The 23,665-nt window shown below is 69.6% G+C and carries 32 protein-coding genes; 20 read left to right on the top strand and 12 right to left on the bottom strand.

Annotation, left to right across the window (positions count from 1 at the left end; genetic code table 11):
- The first annotated feature begins 72 nt into the window (after positions 1–72).
- Complete coding sequence (locus ACIP84_RS36735; protein WP_401804334.1) at positions 73–942, top strand: GNAT family N-acetyltransferase; 870 nt, start codon at positions 73–75, stop codon at positions 940–942.
- Between the two features lie 23 nt (positions 943–965).
- On the opposite strand, the gene ACIP84_RS36740 is transcribed toward ACIP84_RS36735, so the two are convergent.
- The 10 genes from ACIP84_RS36740 to ACIP84_RS36785 form a co-directional block, all read right to left on the bottom strand.
- A complete protein-coding gene (locus tag ACIP84_RS36740; RefSeq protein WP_401804337.1) occupies positions 966–2,846 on the bottom strand; it encodes an FtsK/SpoIIIE domain-containing protein in 1,881 nt (626 codons plus the stop codon).
- A 307-nt stretch (positions 2,847–3,153) separates the two neighbouring features.
- Positions 3,154–3,753: a hypothetical protein gene (locus tag ACIP84_RS36745; protein ID WP_401804339.1), complete on the bottom strand. Its 600-nt coding sequence runs from the start codon at positions 3,751–3,753 to the stop codon at positions 3,154–3,156.
- Complete coding sequence (locus tag ACIP84_RS36750) at positions 3,750–4,007, bottom strand: hypothetical protein (RefSeq protein ID WP_401804341.1); 258 nt, start codon at positions 4,005–4,007, stop codon at positions 3,750–3,752. Before ACIP84_RS36750 ends, ACIP84_RS36745 begins: the two co-directional genes overlap by 4 nt.
- 99 nt (positions 4,008–4,106) lie before the next feature.
- Positions 4,107–4,718, bottom strand: a complete 612-nt coding sequence (locus ACIP84_RS36755; RefSeq protein ID WP_401804344.1) for a hypothetical protein — start codon at positions 4,716–4,718, stop codon at positions 4,107–4,109.
- A complete protein-coding gene (locus ACIP84_RS36760; protein ID WP_401804345.1) occupies positions 4,715–5,263 on the bottom strand; it encodes a hypothetical protein in 549 nt (182 codons plus the stop codon). The genes ACIP84_RS36755 and ACIP84_RS36760 overlap by 4 nt, the downstream gene beginning before the upstream one ends.
- A 2-nt stretch (positions 5,264–5,265) precedes the next feature.
- Positions 5,266–5,547, bottom strand: a complete 282-nt coding sequence (locus ACIP84_RS36765; protein ID WP_401804348.1) for a hypothetical protein — start codon at positions 5,545–5,547, stop codon at positions 5,266–5,268.
- 66 nt (positions 5,548–5,613) lie between these two features.
- The gene (locus ACIP84_RS36770) at positions 5,614–6,072 is read right to left on the bottom strand and encodes a hypothetical protein (protein WP_401804351.1); all 459 of its coding nucleotides are present in this window, start codon (positions 6,070–6,072) and stop codon (positions 5,614–5,616) included.
- A gap of 1 nt (position 6,073) precedes the next feature.
- A complete protein-coding gene (locus ACIP84_RS36775; RefSeq protein ID WP_401804354.1) occupies positions 6,074–6,205 on the bottom strand; it encodes a hypothetical protein in 132 nt (43 codons plus the stop codon).
- A 1-nt stretch (position 6,206) separates the two neighbouring features.
- Positions 6,207–6,806, bottom strand: coding sequence for a DUF262 domain-containing protein (locus ACIP84_RS36780; RefSeq protein ID WP_401804356.1), 600 nt, complete (start codon positions 6,804–6,806; stop codon positions 6,207–6,209).
- Positions 6,807–6,810: 4 nt separating this feature from the next.
- A complete protein-coding gene (locus ACIP84_RS36785) occupies positions 6,811–7,440 on the bottom strand; it encodes a hypothetical protein (RefSeq protein WP_401804359.1) in 630 nt (209 codons plus the stop codon).
- Positions 7,441–7,662: 222 nt separating this feature from the next.
- Between ACIP84_RS36785 and ACIP84_RS36790 the strand changes: the two genes are divergently transcribed.
- Genes ACIP84_RS36790 through ACIP84_RS36810 form a run of 5 tightly spaced genes read left to right on the top strand, consistent with a single transcriptional unit; the run spans position 7,663 to position 11,438 of the window.
- Positions 7,663–8,922 carry a hypothetical protein gene (locus tag ACIP84_RS36790; RefSeq protein ID WP_401804362.1) on the top strand — a complete coding sequence of 420 codons (1,260 nt, stop codon included), beginning with the start codon at positions 7,663–7,665 and terminating at the stop codon, positions 8,920–8,922.
- A gap of 29 nt (positions 8,923–8,951) precedes the next feature.
- Positions 8,952–9,443, top strand: coding sequence for a hypothetical protein (locus tag ACIP84_RS36795; protein ID WP_401804365.1), 492 nt, complete (start codon positions 8,952–8,954; stop codon positions 9,441–9,443).
- Positions 9,440–9,781: a hypothetical protein gene (locus ACIP84_RS36800; RefSeq protein WP_401804367.1), complete on the top strand. Its 342-nt coding sequence runs from the start codon at positions 9,440–9,442 to the stop codon at positions 9,779–9,781. The genes ACIP84_RS36795 and ACIP84_RS36800 overlap by 4 nt, the downstream gene beginning before the upstream one ends.
- A complete protein-coding gene (locus tag ACIP84_RS36805) occupies positions 9,742–10,203 on the top strand; it encodes a DUF6221 family protein (protein WP_401804370.1) in 462 nt (153 codons plus the stop codon). Before ACIP84_RS36800 ends, ACIP84_RS36805 begins: the two co-directional genes overlap by 40 nt.
- Positions 10,200–11,438, top strand: a complete 1,239-nt coding sequence (locus tag ACIP84_RS36810) for a hypothetical protein (RefSeq protein ID WP_401804373.1) — start codon at positions 10,200–10,202, stop codon at positions 11,436–11,438. The genes ACIP84_RS36805 and ACIP84_RS36810 overlap by 4 nt, the downstream gene beginning before the upstream one ends.
- 115 nt (positions 11,439–11,553) lie before the next feature.
- Here ACIP84_RS36810 and ACIP84_RS36815 read toward each other — a convergent pair whose 3' ends face one another.
- Together ACIP84_RS36815 and ACIP84_RS36820 are read right to left on the bottom strand one after the other, a co-directional pair.
- Positions 11,554–11,775 carry a DUF397 domain-containing protein gene (locus tag ACIP84_RS36815; protein ID WP_401804374.1) on the bottom strand — a complete coding sequence of 74 codons (222 nt, stop codon included), beginning with the start codon at positions 11,773–11,775 and terminating at the stop codon, positions 11,554–11,556.
- Positions 11,772–12,686: a DUF5753 domain-containing protein gene (locus tag ACIP84_RS36820; protein ID WP_401804377.1), complete on the bottom strand. Its 915-nt coding sequence runs from the start codon at positions 12,684–12,686 to the stop codon at positions 11,772–11,774. Before ACIP84_RS36820 ends, ACIP84_RS36815 begins: the two co-directional genes overlap by 4 nt.
- Before the next feature lie 329 nt (positions 12,687–13,015).
- Here ACIP84_RS36820 and ACIP84_RS36825 point away from each other — a divergent pair, with 329 nt between their 5' ends.
- The 14 genes from ACIP84_RS36825 (at position 13,016) to ACIP84_RS36890 (ending at position 23,657) form a co-directional block, all read left to right on the top strand.
- Positions 13,016–13,507: a hypothetical protein gene (locus ACIP84_RS36825; RefSeq protein ID WP_401804380.1), complete on the top strand. Its 492-nt coding sequence runs from the start codon at positions 13,016–13,018 to the stop codon at positions 13,505–13,507.
- A 138-nt stretch (positions 13,508–13,645) separates the two neighbouring features.
- Complete coding sequence (locus ACIP84_RS36830; protein WP_401804382.1) at positions 13,646–13,828, top strand: hypothetical protein; 183 nt, start codon at positions 13,646–13,648, stop codon at positions 13,826–13,828.
- Positions 13,829–14,238: 410 nt separating this feature from the next.
- Positions 14,239–15,264, top strand: coding sequence for a radical SAM protein (locus ACIP84_RS36835; protein WP_401804384.1), 1,026 nt, complete (start codon positions 14,239–14,241; stop codon positions 15,262–15,264).
- Complete coding sequence (locus ACIP84_RS36840; protein WP_401804387.1) at positions 15,261–15,890, top strand: dTMP kinase; 630 nt, start codon at positions 15,261–15,263, stop codon at positions 15,888–15,890. Before ACIP84_RS36835 ends, ACIP84_RS36840 begins: the two co-directional genes overlap by 4 nt.
- A gap of 55 nt (positions 15,891–15,945) precedes the next feature.
- A complete protein-coding gene (locus ACIP84_RS36845) occupies positions 15,946–16,407 on the top strand; it encodes an NUDIX hydrolase (protein ID WP_401804389.1) in 462 nt (153 codons plus the stop codon).
- Between the two features lie 4 nt (positions 16,408–16,411).
- Positions 16,412–17,287 carry a hypothetical protein gene (locus tag ACIP84_RS36850; RefSeq protein ID WP_401804392.1) on the top strand — a complete coding sequence of 292 codons (876 nt, stop codon included), beginning with the start codon at positions 16,412–16,414 and terminating at the stop codon, positions 17,285–17,287.
- Positions 17,288–17,408: 121 nt separating this feature from the next.
- A complete protein-coding gene (locus ACIP84_RS36855; RefSeq protein WP_401804395.1) occupies positions 17,409–18,266 on the top strand; it encodes a radical SAM protein in 858 nt (285 codons plus the stop codon).
- Between the two features lie 120 nt (positions 18,267–18,386).
- The gene (locus ACIP84_RS36860) at positions 18,387–19,436 is read left to right on the top strand and encodes a protein-L-isoaspartate(D-aspartate) O-methyltransferase (protein WP_401804398.1); all 1,050 of its coding nucleotides are present in this window, start codon (positions 18,387–18,389) and stop codon (positions 19,434–19,436) included.
- Between the two features lie 154 nt (positions 19,437–19,590).
- Positions 19,591–20,043 (top strand): hypothetical protein, encoded by a 453-nt coding sequence (locus tag ACIP84_RS36865; RefSeq protein WP_401804400.1) that lies wholly within the window; start codon positions 19,591–19,593, stop codon positions 20,041–20,043.
- Positions 20,044–20,048: 5 nt separating this feature from the next.
- Positions 20,049–20,210 (top strand): hypothetical protein, encoded by a 162-nt coding sequence (locus ACIP84_RS36870; protein WP_401804403.1) that lies wholly within the window; start codon positions 20,049–20,051, stop codon positions 20,208–20,210.
- A gap of 40 nt (positions 20,211–20,250) precedes the next feature.
- On the top strand, positions 20,251–20,616 hold the full coding sequence (locus tag ACIP84_RS36875; RefSeq protein WP_401804405.1) for a hypothetical protein: 366 nt from the start codon (positions 20,251–20,253) through the stop codon (positions 20,614–20,616).
- A 1-nt stretch (position 20,617) separates the two neighbouring features.
- Positions 20,618–23,056, top strand: a complete 2,439-nt coding sequence (locus ACIP84_RS36880; RefSeq protein ID WP_401804408.1) for a phage portal protein — start codon at positions 20,618–20,620, stop codon at positions 23,054–23,056.
- The gene (locus ACIP84_RS36885; protein ID WP_401804410.1) at positions 23,053–23,415 is read left to right on the top strand and encodes a thermonuclease family protein; all 363 of its coding nucleotides are present in this window, start codon (positions 23,053–23,055) and stop codon (positions 23,413–23,415) included. The genes ACIP84_RS36880 and ACIP84_RS36885 overlap by 4 nt, the downstream gene beginning before the upstream one ends.
- The gene (locus ACIP84_RS36890; RefSeq protein WP_401804413.1) at positions 23,412–23,657 is read left to right on the top strand and encodes a hypothetical protein; all 246 of its coding nucleotides are present in this window, start codon (positions 23,412–23,414) and stop codon (positions 23,655–23,657) included. Before ACIP84_RS36885 ends, ACIP84_RS36890 begins: the two co-directional genes overlap by 4 nt.
- Positions 23,658–23,665: the final 8 nt, after the last annotated feature.

The following is a 23,665-nucleotide window of genomic DNA, read 5'->3' on the forward strand; positions in this document are numbered from 1 at the left end:
GGGCCCATCCGTTCGGGCCACGGTGAGCAAACCCCCCTCCAACCGGAGGCGTCCGTGTCTAACCTGCGCAGCATGGACACCTCGCGCTACCGCATCCGCCCTCTCCGGGCCGCCGACATCGATGCAGCCCTAGAGCTGATGGCACAAGCCGACCCCGGCCGGAGCACGGAAAGCGAAGCTGCACATCGGTACCTTCTGGAACTGATGACCGCTCCGGCCGGGGCAGAGCCCGGCGAGGAGGGCCTGCGGGCCATGGCGAAGGAGCTCGACCAGCTCACGGACACCGACCTGCCCGAAGACGAGATCCGTCGGCGCCTGCACGAGAAGCTGACCAGCGGGCCCAACATGATGAGCGCCCTGGTAGCGCTGGTCGCCGAAGAGACCACCACGGGAGAGATCGTCGGCCTGATCTCCGCTGGCCCGCCCGGGAAGTGGTCGCGCCGCGCCCTGGCCGAGATGCCTGCCCCCATGGGCATCCAGATGTGCGAGCAGATCGTGGAGATCTCACACATCGCCGTGGCCCCCGGCGCCCGGCGTCAGCGCATCGCATCAGGGCTTCTCAACGGCCTGCTCAACTCCGACAGCGAGGTGGCCAAGGGATGGCGCCTGGCCATGTGGTTCTTCCACGAGGACAGAGGCTTCGGTGACTTCCACCGCGCAATGGCCCCCGAGTGGCCCGTGGGCAAGCACATCGCCTTCCTCGACAGCGAGAGGCAGGCCTCGGCATTCCGGGAGATGACCGGCGACCTGCGAGCCTGTGTAGCGCCTCTGCACCCGGACGTGGAGCTCATCATGAGCCCAACAGGCGTACCCGTCATCGGAGGCCTGTTCAAGCAGCCCTGGCCCTGGGCGCAGTCTCTTCCCGCGCCCCGCAGCGCACCGAAGCCGTCCAAGGCGGATCGGAAGGCGGACAAGAAGGCGCGCGGCCGCGCCCGCGGTTGAACGGGGCGGCGGCCGCGGAGCCGTCATCCGCCGACAGTCACCGGTGCCGTCCGATCGTCAGCGGCCGGCACCGACGGCACCTGAAGTCTCGGGACAGTGCGGTACGCCATCGCCCGCCCCTGCTTCCCGGCCTCCTCCACCCAGCCCTTGCGGCGCCACTTCAGCACGTACACGTCGATCGAGCTGCGAGCCCGGAAGTCCGGCAGATCGAGCGCCACCAGATCGCCGTAGGTGACGCCCTTCGCCCCCGCCTTCTCGATCGCCCGCCACAGCGCCTCGACCCGCTCGTCCGGCATCTCCGACCCGTCCGGGAAAGTCGGGACCGCGCGCAGGACGGGACGGCCGCCCCCAGGACCGCCAGACGGTGGCGTAGGCGGCTTTGGAGGCGTCGGGTCGTCCTCGGGCTCGGGAGACGGCTCCGGGTGCTCTCTGGCCCCGCTCTCGGCTTCCTCGCGGGCATACCGGTGACTCGTCGCCGCGACGTCCTCCTCCGTCATCCAGAACGCCCGCGCATCGACCGGGACCTGGTGCTCGCGGTCCCACCGCAGGAACTTGCCGGGCAGGTCCAGCTCGTCCAGGCACCAGCCGTCCCCGTACGCGCCCGGCCCGAAGATGAGGTTCGACGTCGTGGACTCCTTCGCGCCCAGGCCGATGCGCACCTGGTACTGCTGCCGGCCGTCCGTCGACCCGCCGAAGACGCGGTTGCTCGGGGACTGGGTGGCGCACACCAGCGTGATGCCGACGAACCGCGCGACCTGGAGCAGCGACTCGATCAGCTTCGCGGCCGCGGGCACACGCCGGATCAGCTCCGCGAGCTCGTCGATGAACACGAACCACGCGGGCCCGTGCTTGCCCGGGATCCACTTCTTCTCCCCGTGCTCGGCAAGGACGGCGCCGCGGCGTTCGACCTCGGCCCACACCCACTTGAGCAGCTGCATGGCCCGGCTCGGGGTGTCCGCGAGCGCCAACGCGCAGTCCCGCCACGGGCCGAACTCCACGGCTCCCGGCTTCATGTCGATGAGCAGCACCTCGGCGTCGGCGCAGGCGACGGCCCAGGCGATCAGCACACTCTGGATGCCCGACTTGCCGTTGTCAGTCGCACCGCCGATCAGCGTGTGGTTGTACAGCAGCGGCACCTTCACCGGCTCGCCGTAGGCGTCCACTCCGAGAACCGCCGGCTCCGTGCACGTCGTGGCCGACGGGCCCGGCCAGGGGATGGCCGAGGCCAGCGGGTCGGACTCGTACAGGTAGGCCACCAGCTCGTTGTCCCGCTCCCCCTTCGCCAGGCGGAGCTTCCCCGGCAGCCCCAAGTTCGTGGCGAGCTGGTCGCGGCGCGCGATGACCTTGTGCGGTGCGGTGTCGCGGCCGGGCGGCAGCACGACGACCGCACGCCACCCGAACCTGGTGTACTCCAGCGCCGTCACGTCCACCGCAGGCACCGACAGCATCGCCACGAGAGCCTGCATCAGGCCGGACTCCTCGCGCGTCGCGCCGGTCAGGCGCGGCGCCTGCGTGTCCGTTCCCAGGCCAGCAGCGGTCACGCCCGACTTCGCGGCCTTCACCTGGAGCGCGAGCTGCTGCTGACGCGACTTCACGAGCCACGGCACGTACGCGACGTACGCTCCGCCGGTCACCACGGCCGAGGCGATCAGGGACGGGACGGACGGTCCGAGCGCGGCACCGATCCACGCGTCCGCCAACACCGTCATGCTGCCGGCGCCCGCCGTGGCGATGCCCTTGTGCTTGTGCTTGAGCCCGCCCCCAGTGAGAGCGCCGGCGGCGGTCGTCGCCAGCCCGTAGACGAGGTGTTCGCCGACACTGACGCCGCTTGCGTGGTGGATCCAGGACAGCCCCGTCAGCCCGGCCGAGGCGGCAGCAGGGGCGAGTTCGAACCGTCGGCGCACGCACCAGCGGCATACCTTGCCGAACGTGCTCGCTGCCCCCAGAGCGGCGCGAGCCAGGGTCGAGTCAGACGAAGGAATCGGAGGCACAGCTCTCCCCGGGAAGTGACGTGACGTGGAAGGCGGAAGAAACCCCAGCTCAGGGGTACGTCACGTCACGTCGCGGGAAGGAGACGGTGCAGGAGTGCGCGGAGGCACGAGGCATGGTGATGCCCTTCTGGTTGTGGTTCGGAGCGTTGGACCTCCGGCGCTCGCTCGTGCGCCGTCAGTCGACCGGGCTGACGCCCGGGTGTGCAGTTATGGGGAAAGCCTACCGGCCAGGCCGAGTAGCCGGCCGGGTCCAGTTGTGCCGGTAGGGGATCTCCCGCTTCCCGTCCCAGATGAACGTCCGGACCGCACGCCTGTCCTTGCCGATGTGCAGCTTCTCCACCACCTGCTCCATCAGCCGGTGACGCCACCAGAGGCCGGTCGTCGTCCACTGCTGCGCCATGACGTTGAGCGCGGCATAGGGCGGGCGCCGGGCCGTGGTGGTGGCGATCAGCCGAAGCTGGTCCCCCGGGCCGTAGACGGTCAACAGATCCTCGGTCAGCGGATACACCCGCTGCCCCTCTTCAACAGTCAGACGGACCGGCGCGCAGCCGCCTCCGCCGGATTCTTCTATCAAGGTTGATAGGAGGGAGCCGGCTACGAGACCCCGACACTCTTCCCCGGCCGGCGGGTCAGCGCAGACATCGCAGATCAGCGCCTTCGCGAACAGACCTTGAGTCGCCATGCGGACGGCGGTCCGCCACGCCTCCGCCGGGACACCGGTGGTGAAGCCGTGCAGCGGGACCTGGTGGCAGCGGCGGTGCTTCAAACCGTCCGCGGTCACCTCGGCTCGAACAACGAGCGGGGTGTTGATCACCGTCATCCGCGAGCCTCCAGGATCAAGGTGGTGGCCTTGTCCCAGCAGTTCCCGCACGGGCTGCCGTCCGAGCCACAGACGATGTCGGCGACACGCGGAAGGAGTCGTGTACCGAGGTCCGGCCCCTTGGCCAGCCGCAGCGCGGCGTCCGCCTTCCGCAGGCAGGAGTTGCAGGACTGCGTCTTCCCCTCGCGGCGGCCACAGATCGTCAGCGAGGCCTCGCGCAGCATGTCGGTGCGGGTGGCAGTGGCCGTGCTCATCAAGTCCTCCCCAGAGGACGGCCCCCTGCATGACTAGGTGCCGGCGGGCGCCGACGCAGGGGGCCGTACACGGGATAGACGGAGCGGCACGCGGATTCGTTACACCGTCTGCCGGATCCGCTCGGGCGGGCGCGCGCCTGCTGGCGGCGCCGGGTCGTCCGTACGGAGCCGGTACTGCCACCGGCCGTCGGGAAGCGGCGTGTCGTCCCGCTTGTACCGAGCGGAGGAGGAACCCTCCCGCCCCGGGGGCCCCCACACGATCTCGACCGGCTCGTACGCCCGAGGGCCTGCCTTCCAGCCGTGGCTCTCCCCGACGAGGTAGCCGAGCGGGTCGCCCTCCGCCGGATACGGCTTGGCCGGACCCTCGATCGTCATCTCCACGCCCTCATACGGGCCGTCCACGAACGCCACCGGGTAGTTCACGTACTTCGCCCGCGCGTCCGCCTGGACCTCGACCTGGCGCTCCTGCCAGTCCCGGACCTGGGTCGCCGTCGGGGTCGCAGAGAACCCCAGCGCGGCCCGGAGCGCCGCCACCGCGGACAGCAGCTCATCGTGCAGAGCATGGGGGAAGTGCTGGCGGTAGGAGTCGTAGAGCAGGGCGCGAGCGGCCCCGTGAGCGGTTTCGGCGAGGTGCTGGTCGAACGCCTCGGGATCGAGGTGCCCGGCGCCGCCGTAGGCCTGGATCGCCCTTGCGATCTGGTCATTCGTCAAGGCTGTGTCCCTTCCCCCTGGTCGATGATGACCAGCGACATCCTGATGTTCGCGCCGCCCTGACGCTCCCCCGCCCTGGGGTCGACGCCTGTGACCACCGCGGCGTTGTCGTCCTCGAACACGCTGGCATCCTGGAGCCCGTCCACCGCCGCCTTCGCTGATGGCGCCCAGTTCGCCGGGTCGAACACCCGGGTGCGGAGCTTCGGCTTGACCACGTAGATCACCCGGGCCCGGGTCAACTGCGGTATGCGCTGCTGCCGGGCCAGGACCGCCACCGCCTCGCGGACGGACGATGTGAGGCGCTGCCGACGGCTCCAATGTCCCCGGTCGTTCGCGTTCAGCAGCTCGGTGTCGGGCAGGTCGAGGACCCAGCGCCGAGCATCTCCGATCTCCCGATCCGGGTCCCACTGGACATACGCCGTCGTGCTCGGAGCAGTCTTGCCCCGGACCCGCTGCGACCGCACCGGCGGCGTGGCCGCAGCGGCGAGCCGGGCGCGGAGTCCGGGGTACCGCGCGGCCTCCTTCGCGGTGATACGGAACGCCACAGTCACGCCTCCTGGTCGGGGCGGTCATCCTGCGCCGCGCTGCCGGCTTCCGTCTGCGCCGCGTGGGCCTGCTCCTGGAGCTCGGCCATGTGCTGGTCGAAGCCCTCTTCGTGGGCCTGTCGGTCGTACTGGCGGGGGTCCATCCAGTCCCCCGCGGAGCAGCCGGCGGCGTACAGCAGGTGCGCGGCCCCGAACAGGTTGGTGGTCGTACCGACGGGTTCGAGCAGGAGCTGGTGCTGCTTCCGGGTCTCGTCCATCAGCGGGTCGTCCGTGTAGTGGCTCATCGTGTCCTTCTTCGGAGCGTTGGCGTCCTGGCGCTCGCTCGTGCGCCTGGACGTGAAGGGTGAAGCTCAGGCAGGGCCGTCGAGGCACTGCTGACCGAGGTTCAGGGTCGTGGTGAACCTCGGGTAGTTCCCGAGCAGCGGGGCCGTGTCCCGGCCCAGGAGAAACACGGTGACCGCGTGCTCGAACCTCTGCCGGGACTCGTGGTACGTCTGCGTCTCGGCCTTCAGGAACCGGCTGGCTGCCGTGCTGTAGCGGGTTACCTCGGCGGTGCAGGTCAGCATCTCCGCCAGGGCCGCATCCAGTGCCTCGAACCAGCTGTTCAGGCAGTTCGCGAGGTCGGAGAGGTGATCCTGTACCGCGGCTGTCCCGAACACGCCCACCGTCGTGAAGTCCTGGGCCTCGGTCTCGCTGAACGTGTCCTCGAACCCTTCGATGGCCTTGCGGTAGTTGAGGATGGCCGCCAGCTCGCCCGCGGTGAACGGCTCGGTGTCGTACTCGTGGTGGCTCAGGGTGTCGTCGTCCACGTCAGCTCTCGCTCTCGACCAGCTCGGGGTGGAGCAGGCTGTCCGGCCGGCAGGTCGGACCGCGCTCCTCGTCGGTGTGGGCGTGCTGCGGGTTCTCGCAGCGCCACGGGATGGTGCTCTGGCTGTCGGGCATCTCAGTTCCTCTCGGCGACGCGCGCGGCGTTCGCCATGTTCTCGTCTGTCTGGGGGGTGCCGCCGCCGTTGACCAGCAGGTAGAACGCGGCCTCCTCCTCCACCGTGGCGCAGTCTCGGGTCTCGGCGATCAGGAGCGAGCAGTACCGCTCCACGAACCGCACTCCTACCTCGGTGAGTCCGCTGACCCGTACGTAGGGGCCGTCGGGGGTGTCCTCCGTGGTCTCCACGTAGTGCGGCGGCAGCCAGGAGGACGGGACTGCGAACTCGCTGTTGAACCACATCACCGCAGTCGTCAGGCGCTGCTTGCCGTCCACGCACGCCCAGAGTCCTTTGCCGGTTTCGTAGGGGTCGTGGCCGTTGTTCGCACGCCCCCACTTGTCCGTGCACCGGTCAGAGAGGATGACCACGCCCGAGGGCAGGCCGCGAAGCCATGTCTGCACCAGGGCGACGCGCTGGTCCTCCGTCCACACCGAGCCCCGCTGGTAGTCAAGCTTGAGGAGGAGTTCGCCCTCGTTGACGCGCTTGGCGAGGTTCTTCGCGGACTGGTACGAGGGGTTCAGGCTGGTGTGTTCGAGGGGTTCGGCGGTCTGGCGGGTCATCGGGTCATCCTTCGGTGGGCGGGGCCGACTCGGGGCCGGGGTCCTGCGGGCCAGTGCGCTGGGCGAGCCAGGCGGCGAGGTCGTTGGCGTGCTGCTCCAGGAACTCCCGCGCGAACTCGCGTGCGTCGCGGGTGGGGCGTCCCATCTCCTCGAACAGCGCGACGAGGTGGTCGACGACGGCTTGCGGGTCGCCCGCTCCCTTGTCGAACCGGCGGATGGCGACGCGGAAGACCGGCACAAGGGCGGGGGCCATGCTGAAGGCGTGCGTCTTGCGCCAGCCCTCCGTGCCGGCCTTCGTGGAGATGAGCACTCGCGGCACGGACTCGGGCCAGTCTCCCGCTTTGGTCAGGGACTGGAGGTGACGGGTGAGGCTGGTGGTGGCGCCGTTGAGGCGGGCCTCACCGTACTGGGCTCGGAAGTCTGCGCCCAGCGCACGACCGTTGCCCTCGACGGCAAGCCGGAGGAGGTGCTTGGCGTCCAGGGTGACGCGGTCGAACAGCGTGAACGCGGCCTCGACGGTGGGGGTGTCGCCGGGGGTGAGGGCTCCGTCTGGGAGCTGGGCGAGGAGCTCGTGCATCTTGTCGAAGAAGTCGGGGGGTGCGCCGCTGATGTTCAGGGTGTAGGCGTCGCTCACTGAGGCCCTTTCAGAGAACTGGAGCGGATTGGGGTTGCAGTGGAGACGATACTGAGTCCGACTCCAGTTCGTCCTCAGATTCGCCGGACTGCTTCGCGCGGCTCTCGTGGCAGGCGCGCCTAGCAAAGTTAGGTAAGCCTTATCCGGTATTCTGCCTGGAATAGGGGATGACACGATGCCGTAGCGACGAACGCTCAGGCCGGGGCCTCGGAGGGGGACTTCATGGACGAGACGACCGAACCGAGCGGCGGGACAGAGGGAGCGGGAGCACCCGATCCGGCCGCGCTCCGGGCCCGCGCCGCCGAGCTGGACAGCCGCGTCCCCCCGGCCGACGCCGGACCCCGGACCGACGACGAGCGGATGTGGCTGGAGAAGGCCGCCGCACTGCGCGCCGAAGCCGACCAGGCCGAGCGCCCCAGCGCCTCCCCGTCGGGTCCGGCGGAGACGCCGGACCCCGTCCCGGCCACCCCGCCCGACGTGATCCCGATGCCGACGGCCTCCGTCCGCGTCAGGGTGGACGACTTCCACTTCCCCGCTCTCCTCAACGGCTTGGACTTCCTGAGCAGCGCCGTGAAGAGCCTCGCCCGCTCGGGCGGACCGGCGTCCCGAGACCTCAAGTACGCCGTGCTGCACCTGTACACCGCGGTCGAGGTGCTGCTCAAGGTCCGGCTGGAGATGCACGATCCCACCCTCGTCTGGGTGAAACCGGGGCAGTACGACGAAGCGCAGCACCGGGCCGGCGCCTTCAGGAGCTGCGGCGCCGAGTACGCGATCAAGCGCCTGAACCAGCACAAGCTGCTGAAAACCGCCCTCGACCCGAAGGACAAAGGGCTCATCGCCCTGGAGGAACTGCGCAACCGGCTGACCCACTTCGGCTGGACGGACACCACCGACGCCGTCCGGGCCCGGACCCTGCCGGTCCTGCTCCAGCTCATGACCTTCCTCCGCCTCGACCTCCTGCCGCAGGTCACAGACACGGACGGGGCGTGGCGGGCCGAGCGGGAGATGGACAAGATCAACACCCAGACCCAGCACCTCGCGGAGTACGTGGCCCACCGCACGGCCGAGGTCGCCGACCAGCTCAGCGGGCACGAGGCGAGGACGGTCCCCTGCCGTTCCTGCGGCCAGTACGCCATCGTGTTCCCTGACGGCCCCGCGGCAGACCTGATGTGCCGCTTCTGCGAGAAGAGCTACCCCGGCACCGGTGTCGAGCTGGCATGGGAGTACATCGGCGGGGACTCGTACACCACCATCAAGGACGGCGGCGAGGACTTCGCCGCGTGCTCGGCGTGCCATGAGCACGCCGTCGTCCCCCTGTCCACCGCGGCCTCGCCCGACACGCTTTCCTACCTCTGCTTCGACTGCGGCGCCGTCCACGAGGGCGTGTGCGACAACTGCCAGACGGCCGGCTACCTCGCCCTCACCGGCGGGGCATGCGACTTGTGCGAGGACTGCTACGAGATCCGCCTCTCCCGCTTCTGACCACGCATGTATTAGGAGGACCCCGTACCGTGAGCACCATCTACCCGCCCGAGTTCACCAAGAGCTGCGACGCGTGCGGCACCTCGGTCGACGGACCCGACGTCGCCTGCGACACCACCTGGGACGTCCCGGCCGGCGCCGTCGAGCCCCCGCTCACCCGCACTGCTGTCTGGTGCGTCAACTGCCACGAGACCGAGCGCTGCGAGTGCGGCCCGGATCAGCCGCTCACTCCCGCGAGCACCGAGGAGCGGCTCGTCCGCTTCGTCAGCGACCGGGTGGGTGAGCTGGTTATGCACGGCGCGGCGGAACAGCTCGCGGCCGGGACCATGGCCCTGCTCGTCTCCTACAGCGAGATCCTGCCCCACCTCAAGGACAAGGGCCCCGACTACGCGACCGGCGTCGCCGACGGCCTCGGGCAGGCGGTGCGCTACATCGCTGGCACCTGGCACCAGCACCCTGACTATGAACAGGCGTTCGCCGTGCAGGCGCCCGCCACGACCGACGAGTGGGTCCGATCGTGAACCGCCGCGGCGGGTACAGCCCGCAGGGTCACCGACCCGAGCCGACCAAGGCCCCCGCCACCGGCTCCCCGCTCTCCGAGCCCGATCGCCCCGACATCGACGCGTACGCGGACATCAGCACCCAACTGGACGCCCTCTACACCTTCGTGAAGGCGCGAGCAGCGGAGACCCCCGTCGTGACCCCGTTCTTCCATGAGTCCCTGGGCTACGCCCGTGGATATGCCGACGCGTGCATTGAGAACCGGGACATCGTCGGCGCCGTGCGCAAGCTGGCGTGGATGCGCAACGAGGCGAAGCGATGGCAGAACCACCCCGACTGGCCGGGCCAGACGGCGTGAACGACGGCACCCTGCCTGGGGAGCGACTGGAGCGACCGGCGGACGGACATGCCCGAGCGGGCCTCTGGATCACCTTCCTGCGGGCGCGAGTCGAGGAGGAACGGCGTGGCGCGCTCGCGGCGTCCGGTGACGGCTGGTGGGAGCCATCCGACCCGGGCACGGCCCGCTACGGGGTGATGGCAGCCGGCCGGGTGATCGCGCCGGTCCTCACCGGACGCGGCCCCGCCGCCGACGAGGAGGTCACCTTCCACGTGCTGCGCAACCAGCCGGGCCGGACGCTGGACGACCTGGACGCCAAGGACGACCTGCTCGACCTCCTGGACCAGTTCCCTGACGGTCTCCTTGCCGCCCGGCTGCTGGACGTCGTGAAGAAGTTCGCCGCCCCCTTCCACGACCACCCCGACTACCCGGAGGAGCCGTGACTGCCGAGCCGGACATCGTCGTCGACGCCGAGATCGTCGAGAGCCACGAAGTCCTTCCCGATGTCGTCCAGCCCCGCTACCTGGTCACCCAGCACACCATGCTCGGCCCCGGCGAGCTCCCGCCGCGCGCCGATGCCCGGCCCGCCTGGACCGACGCCGACTTCCGGCTGTCCCAGGAGGATATGGACGACCTCGCGGAGCCCGACCTTGCCCCCACCACTCTGGCCAACCGCGACTCGTCCGTCCGCGCCTTCGAAGCCTGGTGCACCGCCCAGAAACCGCCGCGGCTCGCCCGCCCGTGCACAACCGCCACGTACACCGCCTACGGCCTGCACCTGATCCGCCTCGGGAAGGAAGGCGAGTACGTCCCCGACAGCGTGGCCACGATCATGTCCCGGATCAAGAACTGGCAGCCGACCGACTTCCGGCCAGACCCGAGCACGTTCCGAGGCCGGCTCCGAGCCTGGCGCAAGCAGTGGGCCGCGAACGGCGGCGAAGTCCAGCGGTCGGCCGCCGTCACCATCGAGTACAACCTGCGGATCATCGACAAGATCGACGAGTCCACCCCCATCGGCAAGCGTGACGCGTTCCTGTGTGCCCTGGCCTACGCCAACCTGCACCGCGAGATGGAACTCGCCGATCTGCTGCTGTCCCGGCTCAAGATCCACGACACGGGCCTGTTCGTTGTCACCGCCACATCCAAGACCGACCAGGCCGGCAAGGGCAGCGGCCGGTTCATCCAGGACCGGCCCGACCTACAGCTCGTCCGACGCGGCCGCGCCTGGCTCTCCGTCCTGCGCGACCTCGACGCCCTGGCCCCCACCGACCCGGTCTTCCGCGCCCTGACCTCGATGGGCACGCTGCGGAAGTACCCCGCGGATCGCGAGCGCGGCAACCGGATGGCCGAGGGGTCGCTCAACGAGCGGCTTCAACTCCTGGCCGAGCGCGCCGGCGTGCCTTACATCGACAACAAGAAGGTCACCTCCCACTCCTGGCGCGCGGGAGCCAACACCGACATGGTCAAGCACGGCGTCTCCCTCGCCGCACGCAACAAGGCCGGCCGCTGGGCCGACGGGTCGCGCACCGCCGACCTCGTCTATGACCGGCCCCACGGCCTGGGCACCGACGACCCACTCAGGAGGGTTCCGCTGCATGGCGGCCCCGCCCATGCAGCCGTCACGCAAGCACGGGCCGAGGACGCCAGGGACTCTGCGCCCATCGAAGGACACCAGTAGGGCGGCGTTGTCAGGCAGCCTCGCTAGGCTGACCCCATGTAGTGCGCACCTCTGTACGACGGAGGCCCGTCTCCCCCTCATAGGCCGTGGGGGAGACGGGCCTCCGTCGCGTCGCTCAGAGCTCGCCGACGGCGGCCGCGATGAAGGTGGAGAACGCTTCGGCAGGGAGGAGAAGCGCCGGACCGGTCGGGTTCTTCGAGTCGCGGATCGCGACGCCGTCGTGCGACGCGCGCACATCGGCGGCCTCGACACACTGGCCGTTCTCGCCGCTGTACGACGATTTGTGCCAGGCGGCACCGGGGAGTTCGGTCGCCATCAGGCTCGGCTTCGTGGTCACTTGGTGGTTCCTTCCAGGTACTCGGTGAGTAGATCCCGTGATTGGTCCACGGGCAGTGCGATGGACGAGATCTGGTCGAAGCCCTTCTCCAGGAAGGCGACCTCGTCCGGTTCCTCGGTGTGTGATCCACCGAAGCTGTTGTCGATGCTGCCTACCGCCACCCAGGGGTAGTCGAAGCCCAGAATGGTTGCCGGTCCGTCTGAGCCGAAGCTCGGATGCGTCGTCAACGGCATGATCTGGAGGGTGACGTTCGGCCGCTTCGAGGCGTCGATCAGCTTGCGGAGCTGGTCGCGCATGATTGTCGGGTCCTCGAACCTGGCGTGAAAGGCTGACTCGGGGATGAGCGCATGGAACTGCACGGGGTCGTCCGAGCGTGTCAGGATCTCCTGCCGCGCGAGACGCATGTTGATACGCAGCTCAACAGTCTTGGCGAGCTCTTCGGTCCTCGGGCTGGCAGCGATGATCTCGCGTGCGTAGCCCGGAGATTGCAGGGATCCGGGGATCATCACGGGGTGGTGCACCTTGACCGTCTTGGCGCGGGCTTCGAGCTGGACGAAGTCCAGGAGTGCCTGGCTGACGCGGCCTTCGTACGCCTTCCACCAGGCTCCGTTGCTCGCCGCCAAGGGTTCCTCGGCAGCCTGAGCGACAGCCTCGATCGCCCGAACGTCGGTTACACCAAGTAGGCCGGCGTACGTGCGCACCTCGGCGGCGCTGATCTTGTAGAGCGCGCGCTCGATGCGGCCAAGTTTGACGCTGTCCCAGCCCATGAGCTTGGCGGCAGCCGCCGATGGCATGGTGCCGCGCCACCGTCGGAGCTGTACGCCGACCCGGCGTCGCATGACCGTTGGCGTGGCCCTGGTGGTCGGCGCTTTCCGCTGGCCGGGCGCCGTCTTCGGTCGTGTCTGCGTCATGGGCGCAGATTCCTGCGTCATGGACGCATCCGAGACAGCGTCAACTCAGCACAGTGGGGCACTCGTTCGATCCTTTTGAGAATTCCTGCGTCCATCTTGCGCTTGGACCGTCAAAAGGAGCAAGCTGTTCTCGGAAGGCGACGTGACTGCGCATCAGTTCACGAGCAGTCGGCTGCGCTCAGTCACCATGCCTTCCGAACGAAGAGGGTGCAGGAACAGGTGCCTCCCCGGCCCCTGTGAGCGTGGCCGTCGGCCAGGGTTTCCCCTTGGCCAGGGCCGGCGGCCGCGCTTGCGCCCTGTGCCCGCCCCCGATCTGAGCCGAGGCTGTGATGAGCCAGAGCACCTCCTCCCGACGCGGCACCGAGTGGATGGACAGGGAGAACAGGTTCCGGCGCTCCTGGAACCCCGACACCGTCTTCCAAGAGGTTTCGCCCGAGCTGCACCTGCTGCGATTACGGAACTCGTTCAACGAGACCGGCCTCGCCTACAAACCCTCCCGCGGCCGTCGGGTCTGCCTCTACGTGCGAACCCTGCCCGGCCTCGACGCTGAGCCATTCTTCGAGCGGCTGCGCGCCGAGGCCAGGACGCGCGGCTGGCAGGCCGGGCAGGAGTTCCACGACGACCAGGGTCCGCAGGCCCCCATGCAGTCGATCGGCTGGCTCCAGGTGCGCAAGCACATCCGGGAGGGATTCAGCGACGGCGTGATCGTCACCGACCGGTTCCACATCAGCCGGGACGGTGAGCAGTACATCGACGAACTGCGGTTCGTGCACGAGAGCTTGGGCGTCACCGTCCTGCTTGTGCCCGAGGCCCCGACTTGAAGGAATCCCCTGCGCTGGCTCAGCGACCGAAGGATCGGCTGGCGGCAGATCGTCGCGCAGATCCTGGTCGTGCTCTCCATGTTCGCATTCGTCCTGGCACTGCTGCTCTACGCCGCCCCCGACCCGTGAGGACCCGTGATGACCTCCCTGCCTCGCCGCACCCCGCTGGCCGCCTGGTCGCAGATGGCCGAGCGTCCCCCGGCGCAGTCCGACTTCGACGCCTTCGCGAACGCCGGCGTCGCCGAGGACCCCTTCGCCGCCGCTAGGCTCCGGGTCGTCCGCGACGCGATCGAGACCATCCCGGACGACCCGGTCACGTAGGTCGGCCACCAGACGCCCCCAGACCCGGTGCTGGGCCCGATGCCCTTGACGGAGCACCGGGCTGGGGGCGGCACCAGGAAGGCAATCTGCCTTCCCCTACGACGCCGCGACCGCCCGCAGCCCCCCGCACTCCGCGGGCGTTGAGCGCGGCCCCGCCCCGGCACGCCTCCTACGTCCGGAGGAGGCGTGCCGGGAGCTCCCCCACACCCCCCGCCCCCGGCCTACTGCCGGCGCCTACCCGCCACAAGGTGTAGGTCGAGGGGCGGGGCTCCAACTTCCCGGCCGGGCGCGGCCAAGCGACCGCGCGCATCTCCGACACCTACGGATGGCTCTCCCACAGCACGCGCGGCATGGCAGTCGCGCCCGGCCGGGAGCACCCGAGATGCCCCCAAGCAGATGGAGGGTTCGCCATGACGTTCTCGGTCTTGCCCATCAGGCAACTGCCCCCCGACTCCACGAACTGGACGGCGCTGCACAACTTCGCAGCTCTGCGCGGCCAGCTGCGCGTGTCGCTGACGCCGTACTGCAACATCAAGTGCTGGTTCTGCCACAACGAGGGCGACACCCCGCCCGACGAGCAGCGCAATCACGCCGTCCGCCCCAAGGAACTGTGCGGCGAGCACTACACCCAGATCATCGCCGCCCTGGTGCAGGCCGGCATGAAGCGCATCTACTTCACGGGCGGAGAGCCGCTGACGTCGCCGATCGCCGCCGAGGTCCTGACAGGGCTGACGGAGCGGGCCCCGGATGTCTTCTACACCCTCATCACCAACGGGCTGACGGTGAAGAAGAAGCGCGACATGCTCACGCAGGCCCGGCTCGACAAGATCAAGGTCAGCCTCCACTACTTCAGCGACGCGACGTTCGCGCAGATCGCGAAGACGATGCTGCCGATCGGGAAGGTCCTCGAAGGGATCGACGTCGCCCGTGAGCTGGTGCCTGAGGTCGGGCTGAACACGCTGCTCCAGAAGCAGAACGAGCACGAGATCGTCCCCATCCTGGAATACGCGCTGGAGCGCGGACTGTCGGTCCAGTTCATCGAGCTCGTCGACACCGGGTTCAACGAGGAGGACCGGTTCTCGGCGGTCTCCGCCGCAGGCATCATCAGCTACTTGCGGACGCTGACCAGCGAGGAGCGCGTCGAGATCGCGGGTACGGGGCAAGGCCGGCGGGTGTTCCGGATCGACGGCGTCGAGATCGACGTCATCGAGCGAGGCCTCGGCCGGCACCACGTCGGGCAGTGCGGCACGTGCGCGCTCAAGCCGAACTGCATCGAAGGGTTCTGGGCGCTGCGCCTGGACCACTCCGGCGGGTTACAGCCGTGCATCCTGCGCTCCGACACGCGGCTGAACGTGCTGCCGCTCCTCGACGACATGGACCAGCTCACGGAGGCCGTGGCACGGCACGTGGACGCGTTCACGGAGGGAGTGCTGTGAGTCTTCTTCACGGGGCGTACGACCCCGGCCCGGCCGTTGACCGTCGAGGCCCGTTCGTGATCCTGGAAGGGATCTCCGGTATCGGGAAGTCGACCCTCGCGCGGACCCTGTCCGAGCGGCTGGGGGCGTCGAGCCTGCACACCGTTCCCGAGCCGCATCACCCGTGGTGCGCGGCGATCAACGCCGAATGCGGCTCGCTGTCGCAGTTCGCCTTCTACCTGTCCGGGGTGCTGCACTCCACCGACCTGATCCGCGGATTCATGCCCGCCGGCCCGGTCGTCGCGGACCGCTACATCTCGTCGGTGATCGCGTACCACTCGGCGGTCCACAAGCTCGACATGGGCCAGGTGCGGGGACTCCTCGAACCGTTCATGCCCTACCTGGTCCACCCCGATCACACGTTCTACCTGCGGTGCAGCGACGAGACGCTGAACGCCCGCATGAGCGCGAAGCCGGACTTCAACCGAGACGACCACGACATGCTGACCGTGCCGGGCCGCCTGGAGCTGCTGCGGGCCAACTTCGACGCGGTCGCCGACCAGGACCCCACCGGCGTCCTGGTCGACACCGACGACAGGACCCCCGACGAGCTGGCCGACCTGATCGTCAGCCATCTGGAAATGTGACGAGAAAATGCGAACTGTCACACCGACCTGCGAGTCGGAGCTAGCCTCCGGCCTCATGGCATCCACACAGCACGGACCGGACGCGAACGCGTCGGTCGTAGTAGCCCGAGACGACAGCGGGAACGTCGCGATCCTCAGCGCCCCGTTCCCCCAGTACGGCGGCGAGTACGTGTTCCTCCCCGGCGGCCGGCAGGAGCCGGGCGAGAACGCCGAGGAGTGCGCGCGCCGCGAGCTCGCCGAGGAAGCCGGGGTGAGCGCCGAGAGCTGGCGGCACCTCGGCACCTACGCGGTCAGCCTCAACGGCCCTGCCCAGCTCTCCCTGTACCTGGCCGAAGACCTGACGGTCGGCGAGCAGCAGCTCACGGACACCGAAGTGGACTTCAAGCTCGCCTGGTGGCCGATGGACGACGCCATCCAGGCCGCCGACGAGGGCCGGTACCTCCTGCCCGGCGGGCCGCTAGCGCTGCTGCTCGCCGACCGTGCCATCAGGCAGCGACAAGCCGAGTTGAAGGAGTGACGCGATGTATCAGGAGCCGGACGGCGAGAAGGCCGGCCGCATGATCGAGGCGCAGAAGCGTGCGGGGGTCGCGCTCGGTGTGCTCCCCGCCGGGCCCCGGCAGTGGGGATGGCACGGACGGTCGCTGTCGCTGCGAGTCCAGGATTCCGGGCACGGGGCGTGCTGGCTGCGGATCATGGAGGAGACCCCGGAGCGGGCCGGGACGACGCCGGAGTGGTTCGGCACGGAGCTGACAGTGCGCCGGTTCCGGGAAGTCCGCCGGCCCGGGGTCATCGCGATCCACGACATGCGGGAGAGGGGCTGGGCGTACCGGGCGGAACTGACGACGTTCGTCGACGAGCCGCTGCTGTCGCCGACGCCGCAGCTCACCGCGGACCTGCACCTGCCCCCGGAGTGGTGGGCGTGGACGCGGAAGAACCTGTACTACGTCGGCCAGGAGCACACGGACCGGATCGCGGTGCGTCAGTCGTGGATCGAGCGGGTCGTGCCTGAGATGACTGGTTATCCGGCGCCGCACGTGACGCACTGGGCGTGTGCGCACGGCGACTTCCACCCGGCGAACGTGACGACGGGCGCGACGGTCCTCGACTGGGAGGGCTGGGGCATGGCGCCGTACGGCTGGGACGCCGCCTTGTTCTACGCCTTCGCGCAGACCGCCCCGGCAACCGCGGCCGTCATCCGGCGCGAGTTCGGGGCGCTCCTCGATCACGCTGCCGGCCAGGCGGCCATCCTCATTGCGTGCGCGTTGCTGCTCCAGTCCGTGGAGCGCGGCGACTTCACGGAACTCGGTCCGTACCTGAACCGGCTGGCACAGCACGCAGCAGCTGAGATCGCAGCGGCCGAACGGAACAGGCAGCGCCCGATGCTGACCAGCAGCTAGACGAGTCACTGCGGCCCGTTCCCACTGGACTGCACCACCGCTCCACCGAATAGACCGTCCCACCCACGAACCCGGCCCCAGCCAGGCATGCTTGGGCCGAACGACGAAGGAGCATCATCCGATGACCGTGCTGACCGACCGTCCCGTCGCTCCGCTCGACTTCCTCTCGCTGGAACTCACCTCCCGCTGCCAGCTCACCTGCCCCGGCCAGTGCTACGCCTCGGCGGGCCCGACCCAGGGCCACGGCAGCATGACCGCCGAGGACTGGCACCGCCTCATTGACGAGGCCGCCGCCCTCGGCACGAGCACCGTTCAGTTCATCGGCGGCGAGCCCACCCTGCACCCGTCCTTCACCCAGCTTGTCGAGCACGCGCTCCGCGTTGGCCTGAGCGTCCGCGTCCACTCCAACTTCTACAAGGTCCGCGCCGAACACTGGTTGCTCTTCGAGGACCCGCGGGTGAGCGTGGCGACCACCTACCACAGCGACGAAGCCGCTCAGCACGACGCAATCACCGGTCGGGCCGGATCCCACGCCGCGACGCGCGCCGCCATTGGCGAGGCCGTCCGCCGGAACGTGAAGCTTCGGGTCGCCATCGTCGACCACGGGAACGGCCAGAGGGCGGAGCAGGCCCGCGCCGAGATGGAGGGCCTCGGGGTCGCCGCCTCCGTCGACAAGCTCCGCGCTGTCGGGCGCGCTGCCGGCGATCTTCTGCCGTCCACGTCGTCGCTGTGCGGGCGATGCGCCAACGGCAAGGCGGCCGTTCTGCCGGACGGCCGGGTGGCACCCTGCGAGGTCGGCCGCTTCCTGGCCACGGGGAACGTCCAGGAGACCTCGCTCGCGTCGGTCTTGGCCAGCCCCGGGTGGGAGCAGGCGCGCGCCAGCGTTCCGACGCGGAACTCGGCGGACCCGTGTGGGCCGGACTGCGCGCCCTCGGACGACAGCTCCGGCGGGGGCGGCTCCTGCGGACCGATGGGCTGAGACAGCCAAGGAAGAGGAGGAGCTGACATGGACTGGGAGACATACGCCCAACGTCTGGGCGAGAAGGTAGCCCGGCCGGGGTCCCCGTGGGAGGCCGCCGTTGCCGATACCCCACGGCACGTGTTCGTGCCCAGGTGGTACGAGCGGGACCAGGAGGCCGGTGGGCGGGTGGTCCGCGACGGCGCGGCCGACCCCGACGCGTGGCTCGCCGCAGCGTACAGCGACACCACACTCGTGACACGGGTAGGGAGCCTGCACGCCGATCATGCCGAGCCCGGCACTCTCGTCACCTCCGGGATGTCGACGTCGTCCTCGACGGAGCCGGGCCTGGTCGTCGGGATGTACCGGCACGCGGACTTCACCGACGGGTGCCGCACGCTGGTGACCACCGGCACCGGATACGGCACCGCCCTGGCCTGCCACCGCCTCGGCTCCGAGCTGGTGACGAGCGTCGACGTCGACCCCTACCTCGTAAAGGCCGCCACTGACCGGCTGGACTCCATCGGGCTGCGCCCCGAGACTGCCGTCTGCGACCTCACCCAGGGACCGCTCCCCGGCGAGTACGACCGGATCGTGTCCACCGTCTCCGTGCCGTCCGTCCCGCCCACATGGATCAAGGCCCTGCGCCCCTACGGCCGACTTGTTACCACGATCACCGGCACCGGCCTGATCCTCTACGCCGACAAAACCCCAGATGGCGGCGCTGTGGGCTGGACCTCCTACGAGCCCGCCTCCTTCATGGGCCCCCGCCAGGGCGACGACTACGAGGAGACAGTCCCGGAGTCCGTCTGGGACGAGGCAAAGGACGGCGACGGCGAGGCGAGCGTCAGCCGCCACTTCCTCGTGTTCGTCCCGGAGACATGGAGCATCCGCTCCATGTACCAGCTCGACCTCCCCGGCGTCGAGTACCGCCACCGGTGGCACCCGGACCGGAGCCACACCGTCTGGATGACCCACCCCGACGGTTCATGGGCCCGCGCCCACGCCACCGGCCCTCGGGAAGTCCCCACCGTGTATCAGGGCGGTCCTCGCCGCCTGTGGGACCCCCTGGAGGACATCCTCGACCGCCTCAACTGGACCGGACAGCTGCCCGTGTACGGCGCCCGCGTCACCATCACCCCCGATGGCGAGACCACCCTTACCGGCAACCGCTGGACGGCCACTCTGTAGCGCCAATCCAGCTTCCCGCTGCGCCCCCGAGACCTACCCGGCTCGGGGGCGCAGCACTTTGTGTAACGCATTCCGCGGTCACTCCGTCCATACAGTGGCCAGGCGTTGACCCTCGGCCACGATCTGATGTACCGCCGCCGGGAGGAACCTGACCGTGCCGACCGTTCTCGACACCACCGACCAGCTCGTCTTCGCGCCGTTCGCCGACCTCTTCGCGACCTCGATGGACGACGCTGCTCCGCCATCCGTCACTTCCGCCACCGAGACCTCACTCGCGCACGTCTGGATCGTCGCGGCCGAGATCAAGGTCGAGGAGCGCCTGGCCAAGCTCGCGGACTTCCGCGGCAGCTTCACCACCGCGGCGGACACCCGCGTGGACGCCCTGGAGGTGTACTGCCGCAACTGCCGCCGCCCGTACGAATCGGTGGCCGGGGCCGACTGCGAGGCCCAGGTCGACAACCGGCACCTGATCGGCGGCGACCAGTCAGTCCGCGCGAAGCGCATCATCCCGACGCCGTCCCCCAACGCCCGCCCGCTGCCTGCCCCTGTCATCCAGCGCCGTGGCATCGGCGCGTACGTCAGCGGCGTCTCCCGGCCCGCGCGGTAGACCGCATGCGCACCTTCCTCCTCGGCCTCCTCCTCGGGGGCATCTCCGCCGGCGTCACCCACCTCTTCACCGGCGATCTCCAGTACACCGGCGTCGCGGGCGTCCTGGCGGCTGGCCTCACCTGGATCGGGAGCGCATCGCTGGTCTTCGTCTTCGACTCGGAATAGGCCCGGGACGCAAGCTCGACGGACCCCTACGGTCCGCCGCGTGAATCCTCCACAGCAGTCCCCACCCCCCGGCCACCGGTCGCCCCGGCGGCGCGTACTGCGCGACCTCCTCGGCCTACTCCTGATCATCTCCGGGGTGCTCGGGCTGCTCGGAGCGCTCCACGCTGCCGACCCGCAAGCCGCCAAGTTCGTCGCGGGCCTCGTGCTTTGCATCGGCGGTGGCGCCGTCCTGTACATCGTCCCTCCCCTGAGCAAGGCCGTCCGCATCACCGCTGGCTACTTCGCCCTGGGGCTCGGAATCGCTCTGCTGGCCTCCACCACGCTCGCTCTATCCCTATGGACCTGGCCCTGCGCCTTGGTCATCGCGCTCGGCGTGTACCTGAGCATGAACAGCGAGGGGGACTGACGTGCCCAAGCTCCGATGGCTCCCCGGGCTGCGCTCGCTCATTCCAGCGCGCCGTGAGGCCGAGCCCGAAACGAAGAGCATCACCTGGACCGGCGGCTACGCCTCCACCACCTACGCCGGTACCTCCAACGTGTGGTCCACCGAAGGGCGCGCCGACGGCTGGGACGTCGACAGAGTCGTCACCGAGGGCTACGAGCGGGTCATCTGGGTCTACAAGGCCATCGAGACGATCGGCAAGCACGCCGGCCGCCTCCCCCTCGAAATCGGCATCGGCGACACCGAGGACGGCGAGTTCGAGCGCGTCATCGAGGACGACCCACTCCTGCGCGTCCTCAACGGCCGGGCCAACCCGGTAGAGACCGGGTCGCAGTTCCGCAAGCGGCTCTCCGCGCAGATCCTGCTGTCCAAGCGCGGGGCGTTCGTAGAGGTCACCCGCTCGAACCGCGGCACGATCACCCGCCTGGACCTCCTCCCGCCGAACCGCGTCATCCCCGTTCCGGACCCGCGGGGCGAGTACATCGCTCACTTCGAGTTCACCACCCTGCATGGCGAAGTGCGGGAGCTGGATCCCGAACGCGTCCGCTGGATCCGGGACCCACACCCGACCGATCCCTTCAGCGGCATGACGCCGCTGGAGGCCGCGGGCATCAGCGTCGAGCTGGACTACCTCTCTCGGCTCTACAACGTGGCGTTCATCCGCAACGACGCGCGGCCAGGCGGCATCGTCGCCGTCGACACGTCCTCGCTCAGCGAAGGCGAGATGAACCGCCTGGAGTCCCGCTTCCTCCCCGGTAGCGAGTTCGCCGGGCACGTCTCCGTCATCGGCGCCGGCCCTGGCGGCATGAACTATGTCGACCTGGCCGCGAAGCCCCGCGAGATGGCGTACGAGCACGCCGCGCAGAACGCGAAGATCGAGATCCTGGGTGCTTTCGGTGTTCCCGAGTCCGTCCTCGGCAACGCGTCCGGCCGGACGTTCGACAACGCTGAGCAGGAGGAGTTCAACTTCTGGTCGCACACCGAGCTCGACCACCTCGCGATGATCTCCCAGGCCTTCGCCGGAGACGTCAGCCACCCCCACGCTGACCTCCGCTACAAGACCAGCAGCGTGCAGGTGCTCGAACTGCCACGCCGCCGTCGCCGCGCCGAATCCCGCGAGGAGTGGGAAGCGGGCCTCATCAGCATCGACGAGTACCGGCGCCGCGCCGGCCTGCCCGCCATGAACAACCCCCACACCCGAGCCTTGTGGATCTCGCCGCAGCGGGCTCCCGTCCCCGCCCGGCCGGAGGACGCAGCCGCCCTCGGCATCCAGGGTCCGGCCGACGGCGCACCTGGCGGTCAGCCCCCTCCGGGCGCCGACCCGAACGCCCCGCTTCCGCCGTCAGGCGACGTCGCGAGCGGCGGAGCCGCCGCGGCCGTCGCGCAGGCCCGCGCCGAAGGCGGACAGCCAGCCGAACCGACAGTCGACGGCGGGCTCGCTGCGGCCGCCGTCGCCGAAGCCCGCGCCGGAGCTGTACCCGACGGGCAGCCAGGCGCCGCCGCCGCGGCGGTCGCCTCCGCACGGCAGAGCGAACCGCCCGCCCCCGGCGACGCCGCGGCAGCCGTAGCCGACGCACGCGGCATCGAGCTCAAGGCCCTCACCTCCGGCAATGCCCGCACCGGGTTCGAGGTCGACACCGAGGACTTCGACCAGGCGCAGCAGACCGTGGCCGCCGCTCTCACGCCCCTGTTCGACCGGCAGCAAGGCGTCATCACCGCACGCCTCCGCTCCCCCAAGGGCCGCAAAGGCACCCGCTTCTGGCAGGCCGACGGCCCCACCGACACCCGGGGCGGCGACGTCGGACTGGACATCGAGCGCGTCATCGGCACCGACCGGTGGCTGGAAGAACTCTCCAGCACCCTGGCCCGCGTCCTGGCAGGCATCGCGCACGGAGTCTCCCAACGAACCGCAGCAGCCCTCGGCGCGCCCGAGCCTCCCCCGGCAGCCGCCGGAAAGGTCACCGCCGCAGTGCTCGACGCGGTGTACGCCGCCGAAGAGTCCGGACGCCGCTTCCTCGGCACCCTCCACGGACTCCTCGCCCAGAGCCAGGACGTCACCAGCGACCTGGAAGACCTCCTAGCCCTCGTCCAGACCGTGTTCGCCGACATCGGGCCCCGCACGGCGGCCGCCATCGCCGAGTCCACAGCAGTCGCCACCATCAACGGCACTGCCGACGCCACCGCCAGCACGATCGGACCCGACATCATCCGCACCTGGGTCACCCGCGGCGACGACCGCGTACGCCCGTCCCACGCCTCCGTGGACGGCACCACGCTCCCGGTCACCGAGCCGTACTACGTGGACGGGTACCCCATGCGCTACCCGGGCGACCAGCTCGCCCCGCACCACCTCACCGTCAACTGCCGATGCCGTCTGCGCTACCGCATCGCAGGTGACCAGTGAACACCTACCCCGCAACCGTCCGCCGAGTGATCGACGGCGACACCGTCGACCTCGACATCGACCTCGGCTTCAGCATCCGCATCACCCAGCGAGTACGACTCGCAGGCATCAACACAGCCGAGAAGGACACCCCCGCCGGCAAGGAGACCTCCGCCTGGGTCAAGCAGTGGCTCGATACCCACGGGCCCGCTCTCACCGTGCAGACCCACCGCCGCGAGAAGTACGGCCGCTACCTCGCCACCATCACCACCGCTGACGGCCAGGCCCTCAACCAGGCCCTGATCGACGCCGGCCGCGCCGCCCCCTACGACGGCACCGGCCCCCGCCCCGTTCCCACCCCGCTCCAGGAGTCACCGTGAACCGCTTCACCGCATTCGTACGCAGAAACGCCAGCGCGCTCCTGTGGGGCTCCTGGGCCCTGTTCTTCGCCATCTATGAGACCGTTGCCCTGGCCAACAAGAAGGACGACGACACCCTCAGCGAGAACACCCGCAAGCTGTTCCGAGTCCGCAGCTCGAAAGCCGGCCGAGCCATTTTCACCGTCGTCCTGGGCGGCGGCGCCGCCTGGTTCCTCATGCACATCCTCACCGAGACGATGTGACAGACGGC

This window comes from Streptomyces sp. NPDC088707, from assembly GCF_044752725.1.
Classification (GTDB): Bacteria; Actinomycetota; Actinomycetes; order Streptomycetales; family Streptomycetaceae; genus Streptomyces.

Bases quoted from the DNA above. Each gene is read 5' to 3' on its own strand.
- ACIP84_RS36830 (WP_401804382.1), top strand. From the start codon at position 13,646: ATGACCTCCCTGCCTCGCCGCACCCCGCTGGCCGCCTGGTCGCAGATG.
- ACIP84_RS36790 (WP_401804362.1), top strand. From the start codon at position 7,663: ATGGACGAGACGACCGAACCGAGCGGCGGGACAGAGGGAGCGGGAGCA.
- ACIP84_RS36855 (WP_401804395.1), top strand. From the start codon at position 17,409: ATGACCGTGCTGACCGACCGTCCCGTCGCTCCGCTCGACTTCCTCTCG.
- ACIP84_RS36780 (WP_401804356.1), bottom strand. From the start codon at position 6,806: ATGACCCGCCAGACCGCCGAACCCCTCGAACACACCAGCCTGAACCCC.
- ACIP84_RS36735 (WP_401804334.1), top strand. From the start codon at position 73: ATGGACACCTCGCGCTACCGCATCCGCCCTCTCCGGGCCGCCGACATC.
- ACIP84_RS36825 (WP_401804380.1), top strand. From the start codon at position 13,016: ATGAGCCAGAGCACCTCCTCCCGACGCGGCACCGAGTGGATGGACAGG.
- ACIP84_RS36745 (WP_401804339.1), bottom strand. From the start codon at position 3,753: ATGACGGTGATCAACACCCCGCTCGTTGTTCGAGCCGAGGTGACCGCG.
- ACIP84_RS36765 (WP_401804348.1), bottom strand. From the start codon at position 5,547: ATGAGCCACTACACGGACGACCCGCTGATGGACGAGACCCGGAAGCAG.
- ACIP84_RS36870 (WP_401804403.1), top strand. From the start codon at position 20,049: ATGCGCACCTTCCTCCTCGGCCTCCTCCTCGGGGGCATCTCCGCCGGC.
- ACIP84_RS36750 (WP_401804341.1), bottom strand. From the start codon at position 4,007: ATGAGCACGGCCACTGCCACCCGCACCGACATGCTGCGCGAGGCCTCG.
- ACIP84_RS36850 (WP_401804392.1), top strand. From the start codon at position 16,412: ATGTATCAGGAGCCGGACGGCGAGAAGGCCGGCCGCATGATCGAGGCG.
- ACIP84_RS36820 (WP_401804377.1), bottom strand. From the start codon at position 12,686: ATGACGCAGACACGACCGAAGACGGCGCCCGGCCAGCGGAAAGCGCCG.
- ACIP84_RS36775 (WP_401804354.1), bottom strand. From the start codon at position 6,205: ATGCCCGACAGCCAGAGCACCATCCCGTGGCGCTGCGAGAACCCGCAG.
- ACIP84_RS36805 (WP_401804370.1), top strand. From the start codon at position 9,742: ATGGCAGAACCACCCCGACTGGCCGGGCCAGACGGCGTGAACGACGGC.
- ACIP84_RS36845 (WP_401804389.1), top strand. From the start codon at position 15,946: ATGGCATCCACACAGCACGGACCGGACGCGAACGCGTCGGTCGTAGTA.
- ACIP84_RS36835 (WP_401804384.1), top strand. From the start codon at position 14,239: ATGACGTTCTCGGTCTTGCCCATCAGGCAACTGCCCCCCGACTCCACG.